Below are 17,279 nucleotides of genomic sequence, written 5' to 3'. Positions count from 1 at the left end.
GTGTTCCGAAAACCTCCGGTCAAAAATGGCCCTTTGAGGCCGGCCCCTTTATGAGGATCGGGACGCGCGGATCTCCATCTTGGCAGCGGTCATCTCGCCGACATGCCGGATACGTTTGTGCAGACTGCTCACGTCGAAATCCAATCGGCGCTTGCAATGGGGCGGGCCATACGTTTTGCTGGCCGTTTCGCGCTTGCAGCATGTTGCGGGCCATGCCTAATCTGACGGCATCATGACAGCCTTGACCGATCCCGATGCCATTGTCGAAATCACCCCCAAGGCGGGGGTTCAGGTCGCGCGTCACGGCTGGCGGGCCAAGTGCCTGCAACGCCTTGTCCGCATGGATCTGCCGGTGCCGACCAGCTTCGCGATCTCGGCCGAGGCGGTGCGGGCGATTGCCGCCGGTCAGACCCCGGATCGGCAATCCCTTTCCCGCCTGATCGAGCGGGCCGAAGGTCTGGTCAGCGTGCGCCCCTCGGCGGCCAATCCGGCCTGGGGCGGGCCGGGGACGGTGTTGAATGTCGGAATCACGAATGCCTGCCATTCCCGGTTGGTCCAGACCCGTGGCAAGGCAGCGGCGGATGCGATCTATCTGGGCTTCGTTCAATCCTATGCGATCCATGTCGCGCGGCTTGATCCCGAGATGTTCTCGGATAGCGGCGGCGATCTTGAAACGGCGCTCAGGGCCTACGAATCCGAGACCGATGAGGAATTCCCGCAGGACCCGGCGCGGCAATTGGCCGAGGTCCTGCGCAGCATGGCGCGGGCCTGGGACGGGCCGACCGCGCGGCTTTTGCGTCAGGCCAAGGGCGCGCCCGCACAGGCCCCGCTTGGGCTGATCGTGCAGGATATGGCGCTGGCGATCGGGCCGGGGGTGACGGGCTCGGGCTCGATCCAGCTGGTTGATGGCGGCACCGGCATGCCGGGGATCACCGGGCGGTTTCGCGGCCAGACTCAGGGCCGGGCCGAGCGTGAGGGGACCGAGACGCTCTATCTGACCCGCGACCCGCGCGGGCCCTCGCTGGAAGAGGCCGCGCCCGAGGTCTTTGCCGATCTGGTGCGCTACGGTGTCGCCTGCCGCGAGCGGCTGCGCGAGGAGATGCAGGTTGAATTCGTCGTCTCGGACAGCCGGCTTTCGATCATCGACGCGGTCCGGGTGCAGCGCAGTTCGCGGGCGGCGGTGCGGATCGCGGTCTCGCTGGCGCGCGACGGGATTATCCCCGAGCCCGAGGCCGTCATGCGCATCGAGCCGCGTGCACTGTCAGACCTGCTGCATCACCAGATCGACCCGGCGGCGCCCCGCGACATCCTCGCGCGCGGCATCAATGCGAGCCCCGGCGCTGCGACCGGGCAGATCGTCTTTACCGCCGCAGCGGCGCAGGCCGCTGAGGCGCGGGGTGAGCGCTGCGTGCTGGTCCGGCGCGAGACCGTCCCCGAGGATGTGCGCGGCATGCATGCTGCCGCCGCCGTCCTGACCGAGCGGGGCGGGATGACGAGCCATGCGGCAGTTATCGCGCGCGGCATCGGCCTGCCCTGCATCGTCGGGGCCTCGGCCATTTCCATCGACACCCGCGCCCGCACCATGACCGCCGGGGGCCGGATCTTCCGCGAGGGTGAAAGGATCACCATCGACGGCACCTCGGGCGAGATACTCGCGGGCGAGGCCGCGATGCTGGAGCCTGCGCTCGACGACAGCTTCACCCAGCTTCTCGACTGGGCGGACGATTCCTGCGGCATCCGCATCCGCGCCAATGCCGACACGCCCGAGGATGCCCGTACTGCGCGCATGTTCAAGGCGCAGGGCATTGGCCTTTGCCGCACCGAGCATATGTTCTTCGACGATGAACGCCTGCCCGCGATGCGCGAGATGATCTTTGCCGACAAGCCCGAGGATCGCCGCCTGTCGCTGGAGCGGCTGCTGCCGATGCAGCGCGGCGATTTCGCGGCGCTCTTCGAGATCATGGCGGGGCTGCCGGTCACCATCCGCCTTTTCGATCCGCCCTTGCACGAATTCCTGCCGCATGACCGCGAGGGGATGCGGGAACTCGCGGAATCGCTGGACCTGCCCTTGTCGGACGTGACCCGCCGGGTCGAGGCCCTTTCGGAATTCAACCCGATGCTGGGGATGCGCGGCGTGCGGCTCGGCATCACCGTCCCCGAGATCTATGACATGCAGGCCCGCGCAATCTTCGAGGCGACGATCCTTGCGAGCCATAATGGCGATCCGGTGGTCCCCGAGATCATGATCCCGCTGGTCAGCGCACGGCGCGAGGTCGAACTCGTCAAGAACCGCATCGACGCCGTTGCCGCCGCCGTCAGGAACGAAACGCGCAAGGATTTCACCTATCGCCTCGGCGTCATGGTCGAGACCCCGCGCGCGGCGTTGCGGGCAGGCGAGATCGCCGAACATGCGGCCTTTCTGTCTTTTGGCACGAATGACCTGACCCAGATGACCTATGGCCTTTCGCGCGACGATGCCGGGCGCTTCATGGGGGCCTATGTCGGGCAGGGGGTCTATGACGAGGACCCGTTCCACATCCTCGACCGGGACGGCGTCGGCGAGCTTGTCGCCATCGGCACCGAACGCGCGCGCAGCCATGCGCCGGGGATCACCATCTCGGTCTGCGGCGAGCATGGCGGCAACCCGGAATCGATCGCCTTCTGTCTGCGCACGGGGGTGAATTACGTCTCGTGCTCGCCCTTCCGCGTGCCTGTCGCGCGCCTCGCCGCGGCGCAGGAATCGATCCTGATGGCGCGGGAATCCCTCATTGAGGACATTGCGACAAAGTCGTAACGGGTCCGGCTTTTGGCCGGAATCTGCCCGTCCGGATTTTTGCCTCGGCGGGTTTCCGCCAAAAATCCTTAAAATCCCTGTGGATAACTCGAATCTCGAAAAGGACAGGTAGCAAACCTGCGACGTTCTTTGGTCACTGGCTGCCAAGAAAGGGCCCGAGCGGCCCAGAACGTAACCGACCGGACAGTGAGCCGGATCCATTCAAAGGGATCTTCATGTCGACAATCATGTCGTGGCTGGCGCGCGTTTCCCTGTGTGTAGCCCTTGTTACCCCGGCCATGTTGGCCGCCCCGGCCTCGGCCGAAACCAAAGCCGCCACCAAGGCATCGGCTCAGAAGGTCAGCACCTCCGACCTCGCCTGCCTTTCGGAGGCCCTCTATTTCGAAGCCCGCGGTGAGGGGCATAAAGGCCAGCAAGCGGTGGCCGAGGTCATTCTCAACCGCGTGGATCACCCAAAGTTCCCGAAATCCGTATGTGGTGTGGTGAACCAGAAGGGCCAGTTCACCTATAAGAAGGGCCGTATCCGCGAGCAGGGCGCCTTCAACCGCGCCAAGAAGATCGCTCAGGCCGCGCTTCAGGGTGCGCCCCGCAACCTGACCAATGGCGCAACCTATTTCCATACCGGCGCCGTCAAACCCTCGTGGTCGCGCAAGTTCGAGCGCACGACCCGCATCGGCAGCCACACGTTCTACCGCTCGGATCGCCGTCTGGCCTCGAACTGAGCCGACGGAACCAGACATCACGGCCCTGTCCCTTGCGGCGGGGCCGTTTTCCTGTGAAATGCAGCGCATGGACCAGCCCGACCGCATTCACCTGCGCGATTACGTCGTCTCGACGGAAATCGGCGCCTTCCAGACCGAGAGGGGCCAGCCCCAGCGGCTGCGCTTCAATATCGAGGTCGATCTGCGTGTGCATGTCTCCGGCGTCGATGACGAGGTGGACCGCATCCTCAGCTATGACATTCTGACCGGGGCGGTGGCGACGGTGCTGGGCGATCGGCGCTATGACCTGTTGGAGACGGTCGCGGAAAAGATCGCGGCGCAGGTTCTGGCCCATCCCCGTGCGGCTGAGGTGCGCGTGACGGTCGAAAAGCTGGACCGTGTTCCGGGCGCGCTGGGGGTGTCGATCACCCGCCGGCAGGCCCGGGTCGAGGTGCAGGACGTCTCGGCCCCGATCCGCGTGATTTTCCACGGGCGCGAGATTGCCTTGCCCCAGGGTGCCGTCGCGCTGGTGCCGGATGCGCCGGGCCTGCCGCTGCCGCAGGGTGGCAATCCGCACGAGATTGCCCTGCTGGCGCTGGATCAGGCGGCCTGGGCCTTGGCCGGACGCCTTGGCCTGACCGTCGCCGATAGCCGAACCGAACTGGACTGGGCGCGGGCCGAGGGGCGCGCCGTGGTCTGGGCCCCCGCCCGCATGGCGCGCGATGTGCCACGCCTTGCCGCAGCGCCGCAGGCTCTGGCGATCTGGTTGGCCGATAAGCTTGAGGCGAGCCGCCTCGACTGGGCATTGCCCGAGGATCAACCGCTGCCGGAGCTTCCGGCGCTGTTTCACGTGACGACGGGGCGCATCTAGCCCAGGGCCGATGGACAGATGAGCAAAAGCTATTTCCGCCCCATTCCCGCCGAGCATGGCCACTTGCAGCTTGCCGGCGGCTGGGTCCGGTTTTCCCAGTTCGAGGTGCTGCGCCGGGGCGAGGTGCCGCAGATCACCGACAACGCCCCGGACGATGTCATGGCCGCCCTGACCGCGCCCCGCGCGCCCCTGCTGGGGCTGGCGCTGGACCGGCCGCGGATCATGGGCATCGTGAATGCGACGCCGGACAGTTTCTCGGATGGCGGCAGCTATGACGGGCTGGCCCATGCCCGGCAACTGCTGGCCCAAGGGGCCGAGATTCTCGATATCGGCGGCGAATCGACTCGCCCCGGCGCGCTGGAAGTGCCGGTTGCCGAAGAAATCGCCCGCGTCTGCCCGGTGATCGCGGCGACGCGGAGCAAGGCCGGGATCTCGGTCGATACCCGCAAGGCCGCCGTGGCTGAGGCCGCGATCGAGGCGGGCGCGGGGCTCGTCAATGATGTCTCGGGCTTTGACTTCGACCCCGATATGGCCGCCACCGTGGCTGCGGCGGGCGTCCCGGTCTGCATCATGCATGCCCAAGGCATCCCCCAGACGATGCAGGACAATCCGACCTATGGCGATGTCTTGCTCGATGTCTATGACGCGCTGGCCGAGCGCATCGCGCGGGCCGAGGCCGCGGGGATTTCCCGCGCGCGCATCGTGATTGATCCGGGCATTGGTTTTGGCAAGACCGAGGCGCATAATCTGGCGATCCTGCGGCGGATCTCGCTGTTTCACGGGCTGGGCTGCGCCGTGCTGCTGGGTGTCTCGCGCAAGCGCTTCATCGGCAGCATCGCGCAGGTCGAGCGGGCGGCGGACCGGGCGGCCGGGACGCTGGCGGTGACCTTGGCCGGGGTCGCGCAGGGCATACAGATCCACCGCGTCCATGACGTGGAAGAAACAAGACAGGGTCTCGCCCTTTGGCGGGCCGTGACCGGAGGGGACAGATGAGCAGGAAACTTTTCGGAACCGACGGCGTCCGGGGCAGGGCCAACAGCCATCCGATGACCGCCGAAATGGCGCTGCGCCTTGGCGCGGCGGCCGGGCGCTATTTCCGGCGCAGCGGCGAGGACCACCACCGCGTCGTCATCGGCAAGGATACGCGGCTTTCGGGCTACATGCTGGAGAACGCGCTGACGGCGGGCCTGACCTCGACGGGCATGAATGTGCTGCTGCTCGGCCCGGTGCCGACCCCGGCGGTGGGCTTCCTGACCCGCTCGATGCGGGCGGATGTGGGCATCATGATCTCGGCCAGCCATAATCCGGCGGCGGACAATGGCATCAAATTCTTCGGCCCCGACGGGTTCAAGCTGTCTGATGAAGCTGAAGCCGAGATTGAGGCCATTGTCGCAGCCGAGATCACCCCGGCCCAGCCGCAGAATATCGGCCGCGCGAAGCGCATCGATGACGGGCGCGGGCGCTATGTCGAATATGCCAAGACCACCTTCCCGGTGGGGCACCGCCTCGACGGGCTGAAGGTCGTGGTCGATTGCGCCAATGGCGCCGCCTATCGCGCCGCTCCGGACGTGCTGTGGGAACTCGGGGCCGAGGTGATCCCGCTGGGCGTCACCCCGAACGGGCACAACATCAACGATGGCGTCGGTTCGACCCATCCCGAGGCCTGCGCCAAAGCCGTGCTGGAACATGGCGCGCATCTGGGCATCAGCCTCGACGGCGATGCCGACCGGGTGATGATCATCGACGAGCGCGGCCAGGTGGCCGATGGCGACCAGATCATGGCGCTGCTGGCGGGCCGCTGGGCCGAGCAGGGCCGGCTGCGCGGCGGCGCGCTGGTCGCGACGGTGATGTCGAACCTTGGGCTCGAGCGCTTCCTGCAAGGCCGCGGGCTGCGGCTCGAGCGCACCGCGGTGGGCGACCGCTATGTCGTCGAGCGGATGCGCGCCGAAGGCTTCAATCTGGGCGGCGAACAGTCGGGCCATATCGTGATGACCGATTACGCCACCACGGGCGATGGTCTGATCGCGGGCCTGCAATTCCTGGCGGCTTTGTCCGACAGCGGGCGCAAGGCCTCGGAACTCGTCACGCAATTCCAGCCGGTGCCGCAGATGCTGAAGAACGTCCGCTACGCCGCCGGGGCCGACCCGCTTTCCGCGGAAGCCGTCAAGGCCGAGATCGCGCGGGCCGAGGCGCGGCTGAACGGCTCGGGCCGCGTCCTGATCCGCAAATCCGGCACCGAACCGCTGATCCGCGTCATGGCCGAGGCCGAGGACGAGACCACGCTGCGTGAGGTCGTCGAGGGCATCGTCTCTGCGGTAGAGAAGGCGGCCTAGACCCCCTCGGCGGTCGGATCGTAATCGTAGAGCCAGGCGAAGCGCCCGATCAACTCGGCGGGCGCGATCCGCGACAGAGTGCGCAATCCGGCATGGGCGACCATACGGACCGGGCCGCGCAGATGGTAATTGCGCGCATTGTCATTTGCCGCGCCAACGATCCGCTGGCAACGCGGCAGGCGCAGGGTCTTGAAATGATCAAGCGCCGCGACCAACTCGCGCCCCGAGCCCAGGCAGGCCGCGAGGAGCCACGCATCCTCTATCGCCATGACCGCGCCTTGCGCCATGAAGGGCAAGGTCGGATGCGCCGCGTCCCCGATCAGAACCAGCGCCGGGCCACCATTTTCTGGCAGGCGATACCAGTTCGTGGCGACCTCATGGCGGAAAAGGCCCCAAAGCCTGACCTCGCTGACCTCAGCGAGCCAGCCCGGAACCGGCCCGCGAAAGCCCGCGAATGCCGCGCGCAGATCGTCGGGATCTCCGGGATGGGACCAGCCTTCTTCCTGCCAGTCCGGGCGTTCCATGACGGCCACGATATTGCGCAGCCCGTTTGGCAAGGGGTAGCTCACGATATGCCGCCCCGGTCCCATGAAGACCTGCGCCACCGGCTCGGGCGTGCCGGTTTCGGGGATCAGTGTCCGCCACGCGGTCTGGCCGGTGAAGAAGGGGGCCTCGAAGCCGTTGCAGAGCGGGCGCAGCACGCTTTTCACGCCATCCGCGCCGATCACGAGGTCGCAATCCTGCGGCAGGTCGCGGATCTCATGGCCAAGCTGGATCTCGACCCCGGCCTCATGGGCGGCGGTTTCCAGCATCTCGACGAGGCGGGCGCGATGGACGAGGCGGAAATGATCCTTGGGCCGGTAGCGCGCCAGATCCAGCCGGGCGACCAGATCGCCCTGCGCATTGCGCATCTGAACCTGTTCCGAGCCAAGGCTGATCGCCTCGAAACGCGACCAGAGACCAAGCGCTGCGAGCACCCGCACCGCATTGGGCGACACCTGAATGCCCGCGCCGACCTCGCGCAGGGCGCCCGCGCGTTCCAGAACGCGCACCCGCGCGCCGCGTTGCGCCAAAGCGCAGGCCGCAGTCAGCCCGGCAATGCCTGCGCCGACAATCGTGACGTGATAGGGGACCAAGCCCGGCATGGTCTGGCCTCCGAGGATACAAAAAAACCGCCCCTCGGCGGTTGGTCGCACCGCCGATCAGGGATGCTAACGGTCGTCAGTCGTCTCGGTAAACGCGTTCCTTGCGTTCGTGCTTTTCCTGCGCTTCCAGAGTCATGGTCGCCGTGGGGCGGGCATCCAGCCGCTTGAGGCTGATCGGCTCTCCGGTCATTTCGCAATAGCCGTAATCGCCGGTTTCGATGCGTCGCAGCGCCGAGTCGATCTTGCTGACCAGCTTTCGCTGCCTGTCTCGGGTTCTCAATTCGAGCGCCCGATCGGTCTCCTCCGAGGCGCGGTCTGCAAGATCGGGCACATTGCGCGCACTTTCCTGCAAGCCCTCGAGCGTTTCCGCGGACTGATCGAGAAGCTCTTGTTTCCACGCGATCAGCTTGCGACGAAAATATTCGAGTTGCCGTTCGTTCATGAAGGGCTCGTCCTCGGCAGGACGATAGTCTTCGGGCAGAAAGGTTTGGGCTTTCATAGTTCCTCCGGGAACCGGGCGCCTGTATGCCAGTTCCTTGCGGGGTCCAATAATCCACATGCGGCTTCTTGTCACTAGGCCTTTCCGGCAAGTCCGGATGCTGCGCTTGCACGGCCACAACATGCTGCGTAGTCTCGCGCGGATTGCGCAAAGGACAGGCGGATGCGGTTTTCATCGACAGAAACTTATATTGCGCCACCCGATCTGGCGGTCGCGGTGAATGCGGCGATCACCCTCGAGCGTCCGCTTCTGGTCAAGGGCGAGCCGGGAACCGGAAAAACCGAACTGGCGCGGCAGGTTGCCGAAAGCCTTGGTCTGCCGATCCTCGAATGGAACGTGAAATCGACGACCCGCGCGCAGCAGGGGCTCTACGAATATGACGCGGTCTCGCGGCTGCGCGACAGCCAGCTGGGCGATGCGCGGGTGCATGACATTGCCAATTATATCCGCAAGGGCAAACTGTGGCAGGCGTTCGAGGCCGAGGAAAAGCTCGTCCTGCTGATCGACGAGATCGACAAGGCCGATATCGAGTTCCCGAACGACCTGCTGCAGGAACTCGACCGCATGGAATTCCACGTCTACGAGACCGGCGAGACGATTCGCGCCCGTCATCGGCCCGTGGTCATCATCACGTCGAACAATGAAAAGGAACTTCCCGACGCCTTTCTGCGCCGCTGTTTCTTCCATTACATCCGCTTCCCCGACGAGGGCACGCTGAAGCGCATCGTCGAGGTGCATTTCCCCGATCTGAAACCGCGCCTGCTCGACGAGGCGCTGACGCAATTTCTTGAGCTGCGCGATGTGCAGGGGCTGAAGAAAAAGCCCTCGACCAGCGAGCTTCTGGACTGGCTGAAGCTGATCTTGGCCGAGGATCTCGCGCCCGAGGATCTGAAGCGCCCGGCGGGTGAGATGCTGCCCAAGCTGCATGGTGCGCTGTTGAAGAACGAACAGGATGTGGCGCTGTTCGAGCGGCTGGCCTTCATGGCACGGAGGCAGAGATGATCCGGGAACTCTGCCCCGATGATCGCGCCGGCTGGCAGCGGCTTTATCAGGGTTATCAGGCGTTTTACGGCTTTGCCGACCGCCCCGCCGAATTCTACGACAAAGCCTTTGCCCGGCTGATGTCGGATGACGCGTGCGATTTCCATGCCTTTGTCGGGGAACAGGATGGCGAGTTGCTCGGCCTCGTCCATTACGTCTTTCACCCCAATCTGTGGCGCGATGAGGGGGTCTGCTATTTGCAGGATCTGTTCACCGCCCCCGAGGCGCGGCGTCGCGGCGTCGCGCGCAGTCTGATCGAAGCCGTCTATGCCGCCGCCGACAAGGCGGGCGTTCCCTCGGTCTATTGGCTGACCGCCGAGGATAATTATGCGGGCCGGGTGCTTTATGACCGCGTCGCGGTGAAATCGCCCTTTATCCGCTATAATCGCAAGCCCTGAAAAGAGAAGCGGCCCCACGAGGGGGCCGCAAATGGGGTGCGTCTCTCTTTTTTTATCGGAGGCCCGTCTCTTCCAGCAGGCCCTTGCGCTTGGCTTCGTAGTAATAGCCTCGCGAATACCATTTCACCGCGCCGTCATGATTTCCGCCCGAGACGAGATAAGCCCCGCGCAGATATTTGACGCCGTATTTCAGATTGGTCTCGGCATCGAGTAACCCGCTTGCCGGGCCGCGATAGCCCATGCCGCGCGCGGTGGCGGGCAGGATCTGCATCAGCCCGTAATAAGGGCCGTTGCGCGCGCCCGGGCGGTGATGTGATTCGCGGATGATCACGCGATGCACCAGTTCCGGGGGAACCTGATAGGCCGCCGAATACTTGTTAATGAGACGGCGCAGTTCCGGCGTCTCATTGGCATGAAGCCCCATCTGGGATTGCGAGGCGCGCGGCGCGACAAGGTAGCGGCGGTCAGGATCAACGCTGTTGTCGCCGCATGCGCTGAGCGCAAGCACGCCAGCCAAAGCGACCAGACTGATCAGGGATTTCATGACTGCCCTCGGTTTTTATTGTTGGGCAGAGTGTACGCATGCGCCGGTCAAGCGATAAACCCAAAATCAAGGCCGCCCCCTTGGGGACGGCCTGTCGGCGGATTCTCGCCGTTTGGTTGCAACGCTATCGGTGCAGAATCGCCGATCAGGCGTGAATTGCACCGCCGCCGCAGGCCAGAGCCGCCTCGCGCACCGCTTCCGAGCAGGTCGGATGGGCGTGGCAGGTCAGCGCGATGTCCTGAGCCGAGGCCCCGAATTCCATCGCAACGCAAACCTCGTGGATCATTTCACCGGCATTCGGGCCGATGATGTGGCAGCCCAGAACGCGGTCGGTTTCCGCGTCGGTCACCATCTTCACGAAGCCTTCTGCCTGGAACAGGGCCTTGGCGCGGGCATTGCCCATGAAGGGGAATTTGCCGATCTTGACCTTGCGGCCCGATTCCTTGGCGGCTTCCTCGGTCAGGCCGACCGAGGCGACTTCCGGGGTGGTGTAGATCACGCCCGGGATGACCGCGTAGTTCACATGACCATGCTTGCCTGCGACGACCTCGGCGACGGCCATGCCCTCATCCTCGGCTTTATGGGCCAGCATCGGGCCGGGGACCGCATCGCCAATGGCGTAGATACCGGGGACCGAAGTCTGCCAATGGCCATCGACCTGCACGAAGCCACGCTCGTTCAGTGCAACGCCGACCTTGTCGAGACCAAGGCCCGAGACATAGGGACGGCGACCGGTGGCGACGAGCACGCATTCCGCGTCGATCACGTGCTCGCTGTCATCCTTGCGCAGCTTGTAGGTGACTTTCGCGGTGCCGTTCTCGACCGAGGTGCCGGACACTGCCGCGCCAAGGACGAATTTCAGGCCCTGCTTGGTCAGGATCTTCTGGAACGATTTCTGAACCTCGCCGTCCATGCCGGGGGTAATGGCGTCGAGGAATTCAACCACGGTCACTTCCGCGCCCAGCCGCGAATAGGCCGAGCCCAGTTCCAGACCGATGACGCCCGCGCCGATCACGACCATGCTCTTCGGGATCTTCGGCAGCGACAGCGCGCCGGTCGAATCGACGACGATACCGGCCTCGTTATCGACCTCGACGCCTTTGAGGCTGGAGGGTTCCGAACCCGAGGCGATGACGATGTTCTTCGTCTCATAGACGGTTTCGCCGACTTTCACGCGGCCAGCGGCCTCGATCTCGGCCCAGCCTTTGATCCAGTCGATCTTGTTCTTCTTGAAGAGGAACTCGATGCCCTTGGTATTGCCGCCGACGGTTTCGGCCTTGTAGCCCTGCATCTTGGCCCAGTCGACTTCGACATGCGCGCCCATCAGGCCCATTTTCTCGAAGTTTTCGTGGGTTTCATGCAGCATGTGGCTGGCGTGCAAGAGCGCCTTGGACGGAATGCAGCCCACGTTCAGGCAGGTGCCGCCAAGGGTCTCGCGGCCCTCGACGCAGGCGACCTTCAGCCCGAGCTGGGCGGCGCGGATGGCGCAGACATAGCCGCCGGGGCCGGCCCCGATCACGATCAGGTCATAGGTGGACATGGAGGTCTCCTTGGATCATCCGGCGACTGTCCGCGCCGGTTCAGTTCATGTGAGAAGGCTGGTGACGATCATCACCAGGGTTGCGAGAAAGCCGAATGCCCAGATCAGCGATCGCCAGGGCGACCAGCCCAGGGCATAGGCGGGAATATAGAGGATGCGCGCCAGCAGATAGATCCAGGCGCAGATCGCGGTCAACAGGCTGTCCGTATCGGTAATCGCGACCAGAACGACAGCGATGGTGAAGAGGATCAGACCTTCGAAATGGTTGTCCACGGCCCGGCGCAGCCGACCCGTCAGGGGCGAGAATTCGGGTTGCGTGTCGCGCGGGCTGGCGTTCCATTCGGGACTGGCGTCCCTGTTCATGGAATATCCGGCCAATCCGATCTGGACGGCCTGGAGCAATGCGGCAAGGGCGAGGGCGGTCGTTTCAGCCGACATCAGGCGGTCTCGACGAAATGGAAATCGGCAGCAGACACACCCGCCTGACTGTTGAAAACGCCTGCCGCGCCATCAAGATAGGCCTTGGCGCGGGTAGCGTCGCCGATCTGGTAAAGCGCCCAGACATCGCCATTCCCCTCGCGCCACAATTGCAGCAGCGACAGGCCGTTATTGCCGCGATCCTCGGCATCCGCGTCGAAGGCGGTGCGGAACTGGTCGTAATCGGCAAGTCTGTAATGGGCGATCATTTGGGTCATGGCTTCACTCCTTGGTGTCGGTCCATGGCCGCCTGAGGGGGAAACGAGGCGGCCGCTTTGGTCAACCGAGCAGGCCGGAAAGAGTTGCGCAGCCCCGCAAAGGGGACTGCGCGCATTCGTGGAAGGGGGCGGGATGCACCCCTCCCAAGATCAGAGATCCATCAGCAGGCGGCGCGGATCTTCCAGCGCTTCCTTGACGCGCACGAGGAAGGTCACGGCGCCCTTGCCGTCGACGATGCGGTGATCGTAGCTCAGCGCCAGATACATCATCGGGCGGATGACGATCTGACCGTTCACGACGACCGGACGGTCCTGGATCTTGTGCATGCCAAGGATACCCGATTGCGGCGGGTTCAGGATCGGCGAAGACATCAGCGAGCCATAGACGCCACCATTCGAGATGGTGAAGGTGCCGCCCTGCATCTCGGCCATGGTCAGCTTGCCGTCACGGCCTTTCGCGCCGAGCTCGGCAATTTCCTTCTCGATCTGGGCAAAGCTCTTCTGGTCGGCATCGCGCACGACCGGAACGACCAGACCGTTCGGAGTGCCGACAGCAACACCCATATGGACGAAGTGCTTGTAGACGACATCGCCGCCATCGATCTCGGCATTGACCTCGGGGACTTCTTTCAGAGCGTGGATGCAGGCCTTGACGAAGAAGGACATGAATCCGAGCTTCGTCTTGTGCTTCTTCTCGAACTGGTCCTTGTAGGAGTTGCGCAGCTCCATGACGCCCGACATGTCCACCTCATTATAGGTGGTCAGCATGGCGGCGGTGTTCTGCGCGTCCTTCAGGCGGCGGGCGATGGTCGCGCGCAGGCGGGTCATCTTGACGCGCTCTTCGCGGGCAGCGTCCGAGGCCGACGAGGGTGCGCGCGGAGCCGCAGCCGGGGCCGGAGCAGCCGAAGCGACCGGGGCCGAACCGGCGCGGGCCACGTCTTCTTTCATCACGCGGCCATCGCGGCCGGTGCCGGTGACGGCGTCGCGCGAAAGACCGGCTTCCGCCATGGCTTTCTTGGCCGAGGGGGCATCCTCGACATCCTTGCGGGCGGTGACGGTTTCCGGACCAGCGCCGGGCGATTCGACGGCGGCGGCCTTTTTGGCCTCGGGCTCGGCGGTTTTCGCCGGAGCAGCACCGGCAGCGCCTTCGGTGATCACGGCCAGCTTGGCGACGGCGTCAACGGTCGCGCCTTCTTCGGCGAGGATCTCGGCCAGAACACCAGCGACGGGCGAGGGGACTTCGACCGAAACCTTGTCGGTTTCCAGTTCGCACAGCATCTCGTCCTGTGCGACGAAATCGCCGACCTTCTTGAACCAAGTCGCAACGGTGGCTTCGGTGACGCTCTCGCCGAGCGTGGGCACCATGACGTCCACGGATTTTCCGCTCATGTTTTTCTGTCCTTCCTGGGGCTTGGTGCCCGTTTCTGCCTTGGGCAACATTTCCTCGGGGCCGGCATCGCCGGCCTCCATGATCTGGGCAAGCAGGGCGTTCGGCGTGACCGTCTCGCCCTCGGCTGCGATGATTTCAGCCAGTTTACCGGCGACGGGTGACGGCACTTCGACCGTCACCTTGTCGGTTTCCAACTCGCAGAGCATCTCGTCCACCGCGACCGCGTCACCCGGTTTCTTGAACCAGGTGGCGACGGTTGCCTCGGTGACTGATTCCCCAAGAACGGGGACGCGAAGTTCGACCGCCATCTTACGAACCGATGGTGATGGCTTCGTTCACGAGGCCTTCCTGCTCGGCCTTGTGACGCGAGCCCAGACCGGTCGCGGGCGAAGCGGCGGCAGCGCGGCCGACATAGCGGGCGCGGCCATGTTTCGCACCGATGCGCGAGAGCACCCATTCGATGTTCGGCTCGACAAAAGTCCAGCCGCCCATGTTCTTGGGCTCTTCCTGGCACCAGACGATCTCGGCATCCTTGAAGCGGCCCAGTTCCTTGGACATCGCCTGAGCCGGGAACGGATAGAACTGTTCCAGACGCATCAGGTAGACATCATCTGCGCCGGCGGCATCACGCGCGGCCAAGAGGTCGTAATAGACCTTGCCCGAGCAGATCACGACGCGCTTGATTTCCGCGTCAGACTTCAGCTTCAGCTCCGAACGGCCGCGTTCCGCATCGTCCCACAACACGCGGTGGAAGGTCGAACCGGTGGTGAATTCCTCGGCCTTCGAGATCGCCATCGGGTGACGCAGCAGCGATTTCGGGGTCATCAGGACCAGCGGCTTGCGGAACGGACGCTTCAGCTGACGGCGCAGGATGTGGAAGTAGTTCGCCGGCGTGGTGACGTTGGCGACGACCCAGTTGTCCTCGGCCGAAAGTTGCAGGAAGCGTTCGAGACGAGCCGACGAGTGCTCGGGGCCTTGGCCCTCATAGCCATGCGGCAAGAGCATCACGAGGCCCGACATGCGCAGCCATTTCTTTTCGCCCGAGTTGATGAACTGGTCGAACATGATCTGCGCGCCGTTGGCGAAATCGCCGAACTGGGCTTCCCAGAGCGTCAGGGCGTTGGGTTCAGCCAGCGAGTAGCCGTACTCGAAGCCGAGGACCGCGTATTCCGACAGCATCGAGTCGATGACTTCATAACGCTGCTGGCCACCACGGATGTGGTTCAGCGGGTAGTAACGCTCTTCGGTGGTCTGATCGACGATGCCCGAGTGACGCTGCGAGAAGGTGCCGCGGGTCGAGTCCTGACCGGCCAGACGAACCGGGTGGCCTTCGACGACCAGCGAGCCAAAGGCCAGCGCTTCACCGGTCGCCCAGTCGAAGCCGTCGCCTTTTTCGAACATCTGCTTTTTCGATTCCAGCAGACGGCCAACGGTCTTGTGCAGATCGAAGCCTTCCGGGACGCGGGTCAGCGCAGTGCCGATCTCGGTCATCGTCTCAGGCGAGATACCGGTGGTGCCGGCATTATATTCCGCGCCTTCGATTTCCAGACCCGACCATTTGCCGTCCAGCCAGTCGGCTTTGTTCGGCTTGAAGTTCTTGCCAACTTCAAACTCGGCATTCAGATGCGCTTGGAACGCAGCCTTCATTTCCTCGATCTCGCCCTCGGGGACGAGGCCCTCTGCGACCAGACGGTCGGTGTATAGCTGCAGCGTGGTCTTGTGACCCTTGATCTGCTTGTACATCTGCGGGTTGGTGAACATCGGTTCGTCGCCTTCATTGTGACCGAAGCGGCGATAGCAGATGATGTCCAGAACCACGTCCTTGTGGAACTTCTGACGGAACTCGGTCGCAACGCGGGCAGCGTGCACGACGGCTTCCGGATCGTCACCGTTCACGTGGAAGATCGGAGCTTCGACCATCAGCGCGATATCGGTGCAATAGGGCGAGGTGCGCGAGAAATGCGGCGCGGTGGTGAAGCCGATCTGGTTGTTCACCACGATATGCATCGTGCCGCCGGTGCGGTGGCCACGAATGCCCGAAAGCTGGAAGCATTCCGCGACGACGCCCTGACCGGCAAAAGCCGCGTCGCCATGCAGCAGGATCGGCAGCACCGCCGAGCGGGTCGCCTGATCCGAAAGCTGGTCCTGCTTGGCGCGGACCTTGCCCAGAACGACCGGGTTCACGGCCTCGAGATGCGACGGGTTCGCGGTCAGCGAAAGGTGGACGGTGTTCTCATCGAAGGTGCGGTCCGACGAAGCGCCGAGGTGGTATTTCACGTCGCCCGAACCATCCACGTCCTCGGGCTTGTAGCTGCCGCCCTGGAATTCGTGGAATATCGCGCGGTAGGGCTTCTGCATCACATTGGCTAGAACCGACAGGCGGCCACGGTGCGGCATGCCGATGACGACATCCTTTACGCCAAGCGCACCGCCGCGCTTGATGATCTGCTCCATCGCCGGGATCAGGGCCTCGCCGCCGTCAAGGCCGAAGCGCTTGGTGCCCATGTATTTGACGTGCAGGAATTTCTCGAAGCCTTCGGCCTCGACGAGCTTGTTCAGGATGGCGCGGCGGCCTTCGCGGGTGAAGGCGATTTCCTTGCCGTAGCCCTCGATGCGCTCTTTCAGCCATGCTGCTTCCTCGGGATTCGAGATATGCATGAACTGGATGGCGAAGGTGCCGCAATAGGTGCGCTTCATCAGGTCGGTGATCTGGCGGATCGAGGCGATCTGCAGGCCCAGAACATTGTCGATGAAGATCGGGCGGTCCATGTCGGCTGCGGTGAAACCATAGGTTTCCGGGTTCAGCTCGCCATGATCGGGAATCTCGCGCATTCCCAGCGGGTCGAGTTGTGCATGCAGATGGCCGCGGATCCGGAAAGCGCGGATCAGCATGATCGCGCGGATGCTATCCAGCACGGCACGCTTGAGGAACTCATCCGTCAGCGGGACGCCCTTTTCCCCGGCCTTCGCGGCGATCTTGTCCAGCGCGGCCTTGGCCTCGGCCTTGGGCATCATCGGCCATTCGCCGGTCAGCGCCGAGGTCATCTCGTCCGTGGGGGCCGGGGGCCAGTCGGCGCGACGCCAGCTTGCGCCCTTGGCCTCGCGGGTGACGGTGTTCTCGTCATCGCCTAGGCTGCGGAAAAACTCGTCCCAGGCGGCGTCGACGGCGGCCGGGTCCTGCGCCCATTGCCCGTAAAGCTGCTCGACATAGACCGCGTTCTGGCCCTGCAAGAAGCTGGAGTCATGAAAAGTTGCGTTGGGGGATTGATCGTTCATCTCTGATCGTCCAGTTGCTTGCCGTCGCGCTGAGGCGGCTGGTGAAATTGCA

15 protein-coding genes are annotated in these 17,279 nt (G+C 64.3%); 7 read left to right on the top strand and 8 right to left on the bottom strand.

Annotated elements, in window-relative coordinates; genetic code table 11:
• Nucleotides 1-232 precede the first annotated feature (232 nt).
• The 5 genes from ESZ60_RS03390 (at nucleotide 233) to glmM (ending at nucleotide 6,699) form a co-directional block, all read left to right on the top strand.
• Entirely contained in the window at nucleotides 233-2,794 is a 2,562-nt protein-coding gene (locus tag ESZ60_RS03390) for a putative PEP-binding protein (RefSeq protein WP_134678996.1), read from the top strand.
• A 215-nt stretch (nucleotides 2,795-3,009) separates the two neighbouring features.
• A complete protein-coding gene (locus tag ESZ60_RS03385) occupies nucleotides 3,010-3,516 on the top strand; it encodes a cell wall hydrolase (protein WP_134678995.1) in 507 nt (168 codons plus the stop codon).
• A 67-nt stretch (nucleotides 3,517-3,583) separates the two neighbouring features.
• On the top strand, nucleotides 3,584-4,366 hold the full coding sequence (locus ESZ60_RS03380; RefSeq protein WP_134678994.1) for a dihydroneopterin aldolase: 783 nt from the start codon (nucleotides 3,584-3,586) through the stop codon (nucleotides 4,364-4,366).
• A gap of 18 nt (nucleotides 4,367-4,384) precedes the next feature.
• On the top strand, nucleotides 4,385-5,359 hold the full coding sequence (gene folP / locus ESZ60_RS03375; protein ID WP_134678993.1) for a dihydropteroate synthase: 975 nt from the start codon (nucleotides 4,385-4,387) through the stop codon (nucleotides 5,357-5,359).
• On the top strand, nucleotides 5,356-6,699 hold the full coding sequence (glmM, locus tag ESZ60_RS03370; protein WP_134678992.1) for a phosphoglucosamine mutase: 1,344 nt from the start codon (nucleotides 5,356-5,358) through the stop codon (nucleotides 6,697-6,699). The genes folP and glmM overlap by 4 nt, the downstream gene beginning before the upstream one ends.
• On the opposite strand, the gene ESZ60_RS03365 is transcribed toward glmM, so the two are convergent.
• Together ESZ60_RS03365 and dksA are read right to left on the bottom strand one after the other, a co-directional pair.
• The gene (locus ESZ60_RS03365; RefSeq protein WP_134678991.1) at nucleotides 6,696-7,844 is read right to left on the bottom strand and encodes an FAD-dependent monooxygenase; all 1,149 of its coding nucleotides are present in this window, start codon (nucleotides 7,842-7,844) and stop codon (nucleotides 6,696-6,698) included. The two genes, glmM and ESZ60_RS03365, sit on opposite strands and share 4 nt — an antisense overlap.
• A gap of 76 nt (nucleotides 7,845-7,920) precedes the next feature.
• Nucleotides 7,921-8,343, bottom strand: a complete 423-nt coding sequence (dksA, locus tag ESZ60_RS03360; protein ID WP_134678990.1) for an RNA polymerase-binding protein DksA — start codon at nucleotides 8,341-8,343, stop codon at nucleotides 7,921-7,923.
• A gap of 162 nt (nucleotides 8,344-8,505) precedes the next feature.
• On the opposite strand from dksA, the gene ESZ60_RS03355 reads away from it, so the two are divergent.
• Together ESZ60_RS03355 and ESZ60_RS03350 are read left to right on the top strand one after the other, a co-directional pair.
• On the top strand, nucleotides 8,506-9,345 hold the full coding sequence (locus ESZ60_RS03355; RefSeq protein WP_134678989.1) for an AAA family ATPase: 840 nt from the start codon (nucleotides 8,506-8,508) through the stop codon (nucleotides 9,343-9,345).
• On the top strand, nucleotides 9,342-9,782 hold the full coding sequence (locus ESZ60_RS03350) for a GNAT family N-acetyltransferase (protein ID WP_134678988.1): 441 nt from the start codon (nucleotides 9,342-9,344) through the stop codon (nucleotides 9,780-9,782). The genes ESZ60_RS03355 and ESZ60_RS03350 overlap by 4 nt, the downstream gene beginning before the upstream one ends.
• Before the next feature lie 52 nt (nucleotides 9,783-9,834).
• Here ESZ60_RS03350 and ESZ60_RS03345 read toward each other — a convergent pair whose 3' ends face one another.
• The 6 genes from ESZ60_RS03345 to ESZ60_RS03320 form a co-directional block, all read right to left on the bottom strand.
• Nucleotides 9,835-10,326 carry a lytic transglycosylase domain-containing protein gene (locus tag ESZ60_RS03345; RefSeq protein WP_134678987.1) on the bottom strand — a complete coding sequence of 164 codons (492 nt, stop codon included), beginning with the start codon at nucleotides 10,324-10,326 and terminating at the stop codon, nucleotides 9,835-9,837.
• Between the two features lie 145 nt (nucleotides 10,327-10,471).
• Nucleotides 10,472-11,866, bottom strand: coding sequence for a dihydrolipoyl dehydrogenase (lpdA, locus tag ESZ60_RS03340; RefSeq protein ID WP_134678986.1), 1,395 nt, complete (start codon nucleotides 11,864-11,866; stop codon nucleotides 10,472-10,474).
• Nucleotides 11,867-11,911: 45 nt separating this feature from the next.
• Nucleotides 11,912-12,304, bottom strand: coding sequence for an MAPEG family protein (locus ESZ60_RS03335; protein ID WP_134678985.1), 393 nt, complete (start codon nucleotides 12,302-12,304; stop codon nucleotides 11,912-11,914).
• A complete protein-coding gene (locus ESZ60_RS03330) occupies nucleotides 12,304-12,561 on the bottom strand; it encodes a hypothetical protein (RefSeq protein ID WP_134678984.1) in 258 nt (85 codons plus the stop codon). Before ESZ60_RS03330 ends, ESZ60_RS03335 begins: the two co-directional genes overlap by 1 nt.
• Nucleotides 12,562-12,711: 150 nt before the next feature.
• A complete protein-coding gene (odhB, locus tag ESZ60_RS03325) occupies nucleotides 12,712-14,259 on the bottom strand; it encodes a 2-oxoglutarate dehydrogenase complex dihydrolipoyllysine-residue succinyltransferase (RefSeq protein WP_134678983.1) in 1,548 nt (515 codons plus the stop codon).
• A gap of 1 nt (nucleotide 14,260) precedes the next feature.
• On the bottom strand, nucleotides 14,261-17,227 hold the full coding sequence (locus ESZ60_RS03320) for a 2-oxoglutarate dehydrogenase E1 component (protein ID WP_134678982.1): 2,967 nt from the start codon (nucleotides 17,225-17,227) through the stop codon (nucleotides 14,261-14,263).
• Nucleotides 17,228-17,279 lie beyond the last annotated feature (52 nt).

Source organism: Paracoccus ravus (assembly GCF_004522175.1).
GTDB lineage: Bacteria > Pseudomonadota > Alphaproteobacteria > Rhodobacterales > Rhodobacteraceae > Paracoccus > Paracoccus ravus.
Note: the sequence above shows the minus strand (reverse complement) of the source record. Positions and strands in the feature narration are given on the sequence as shown.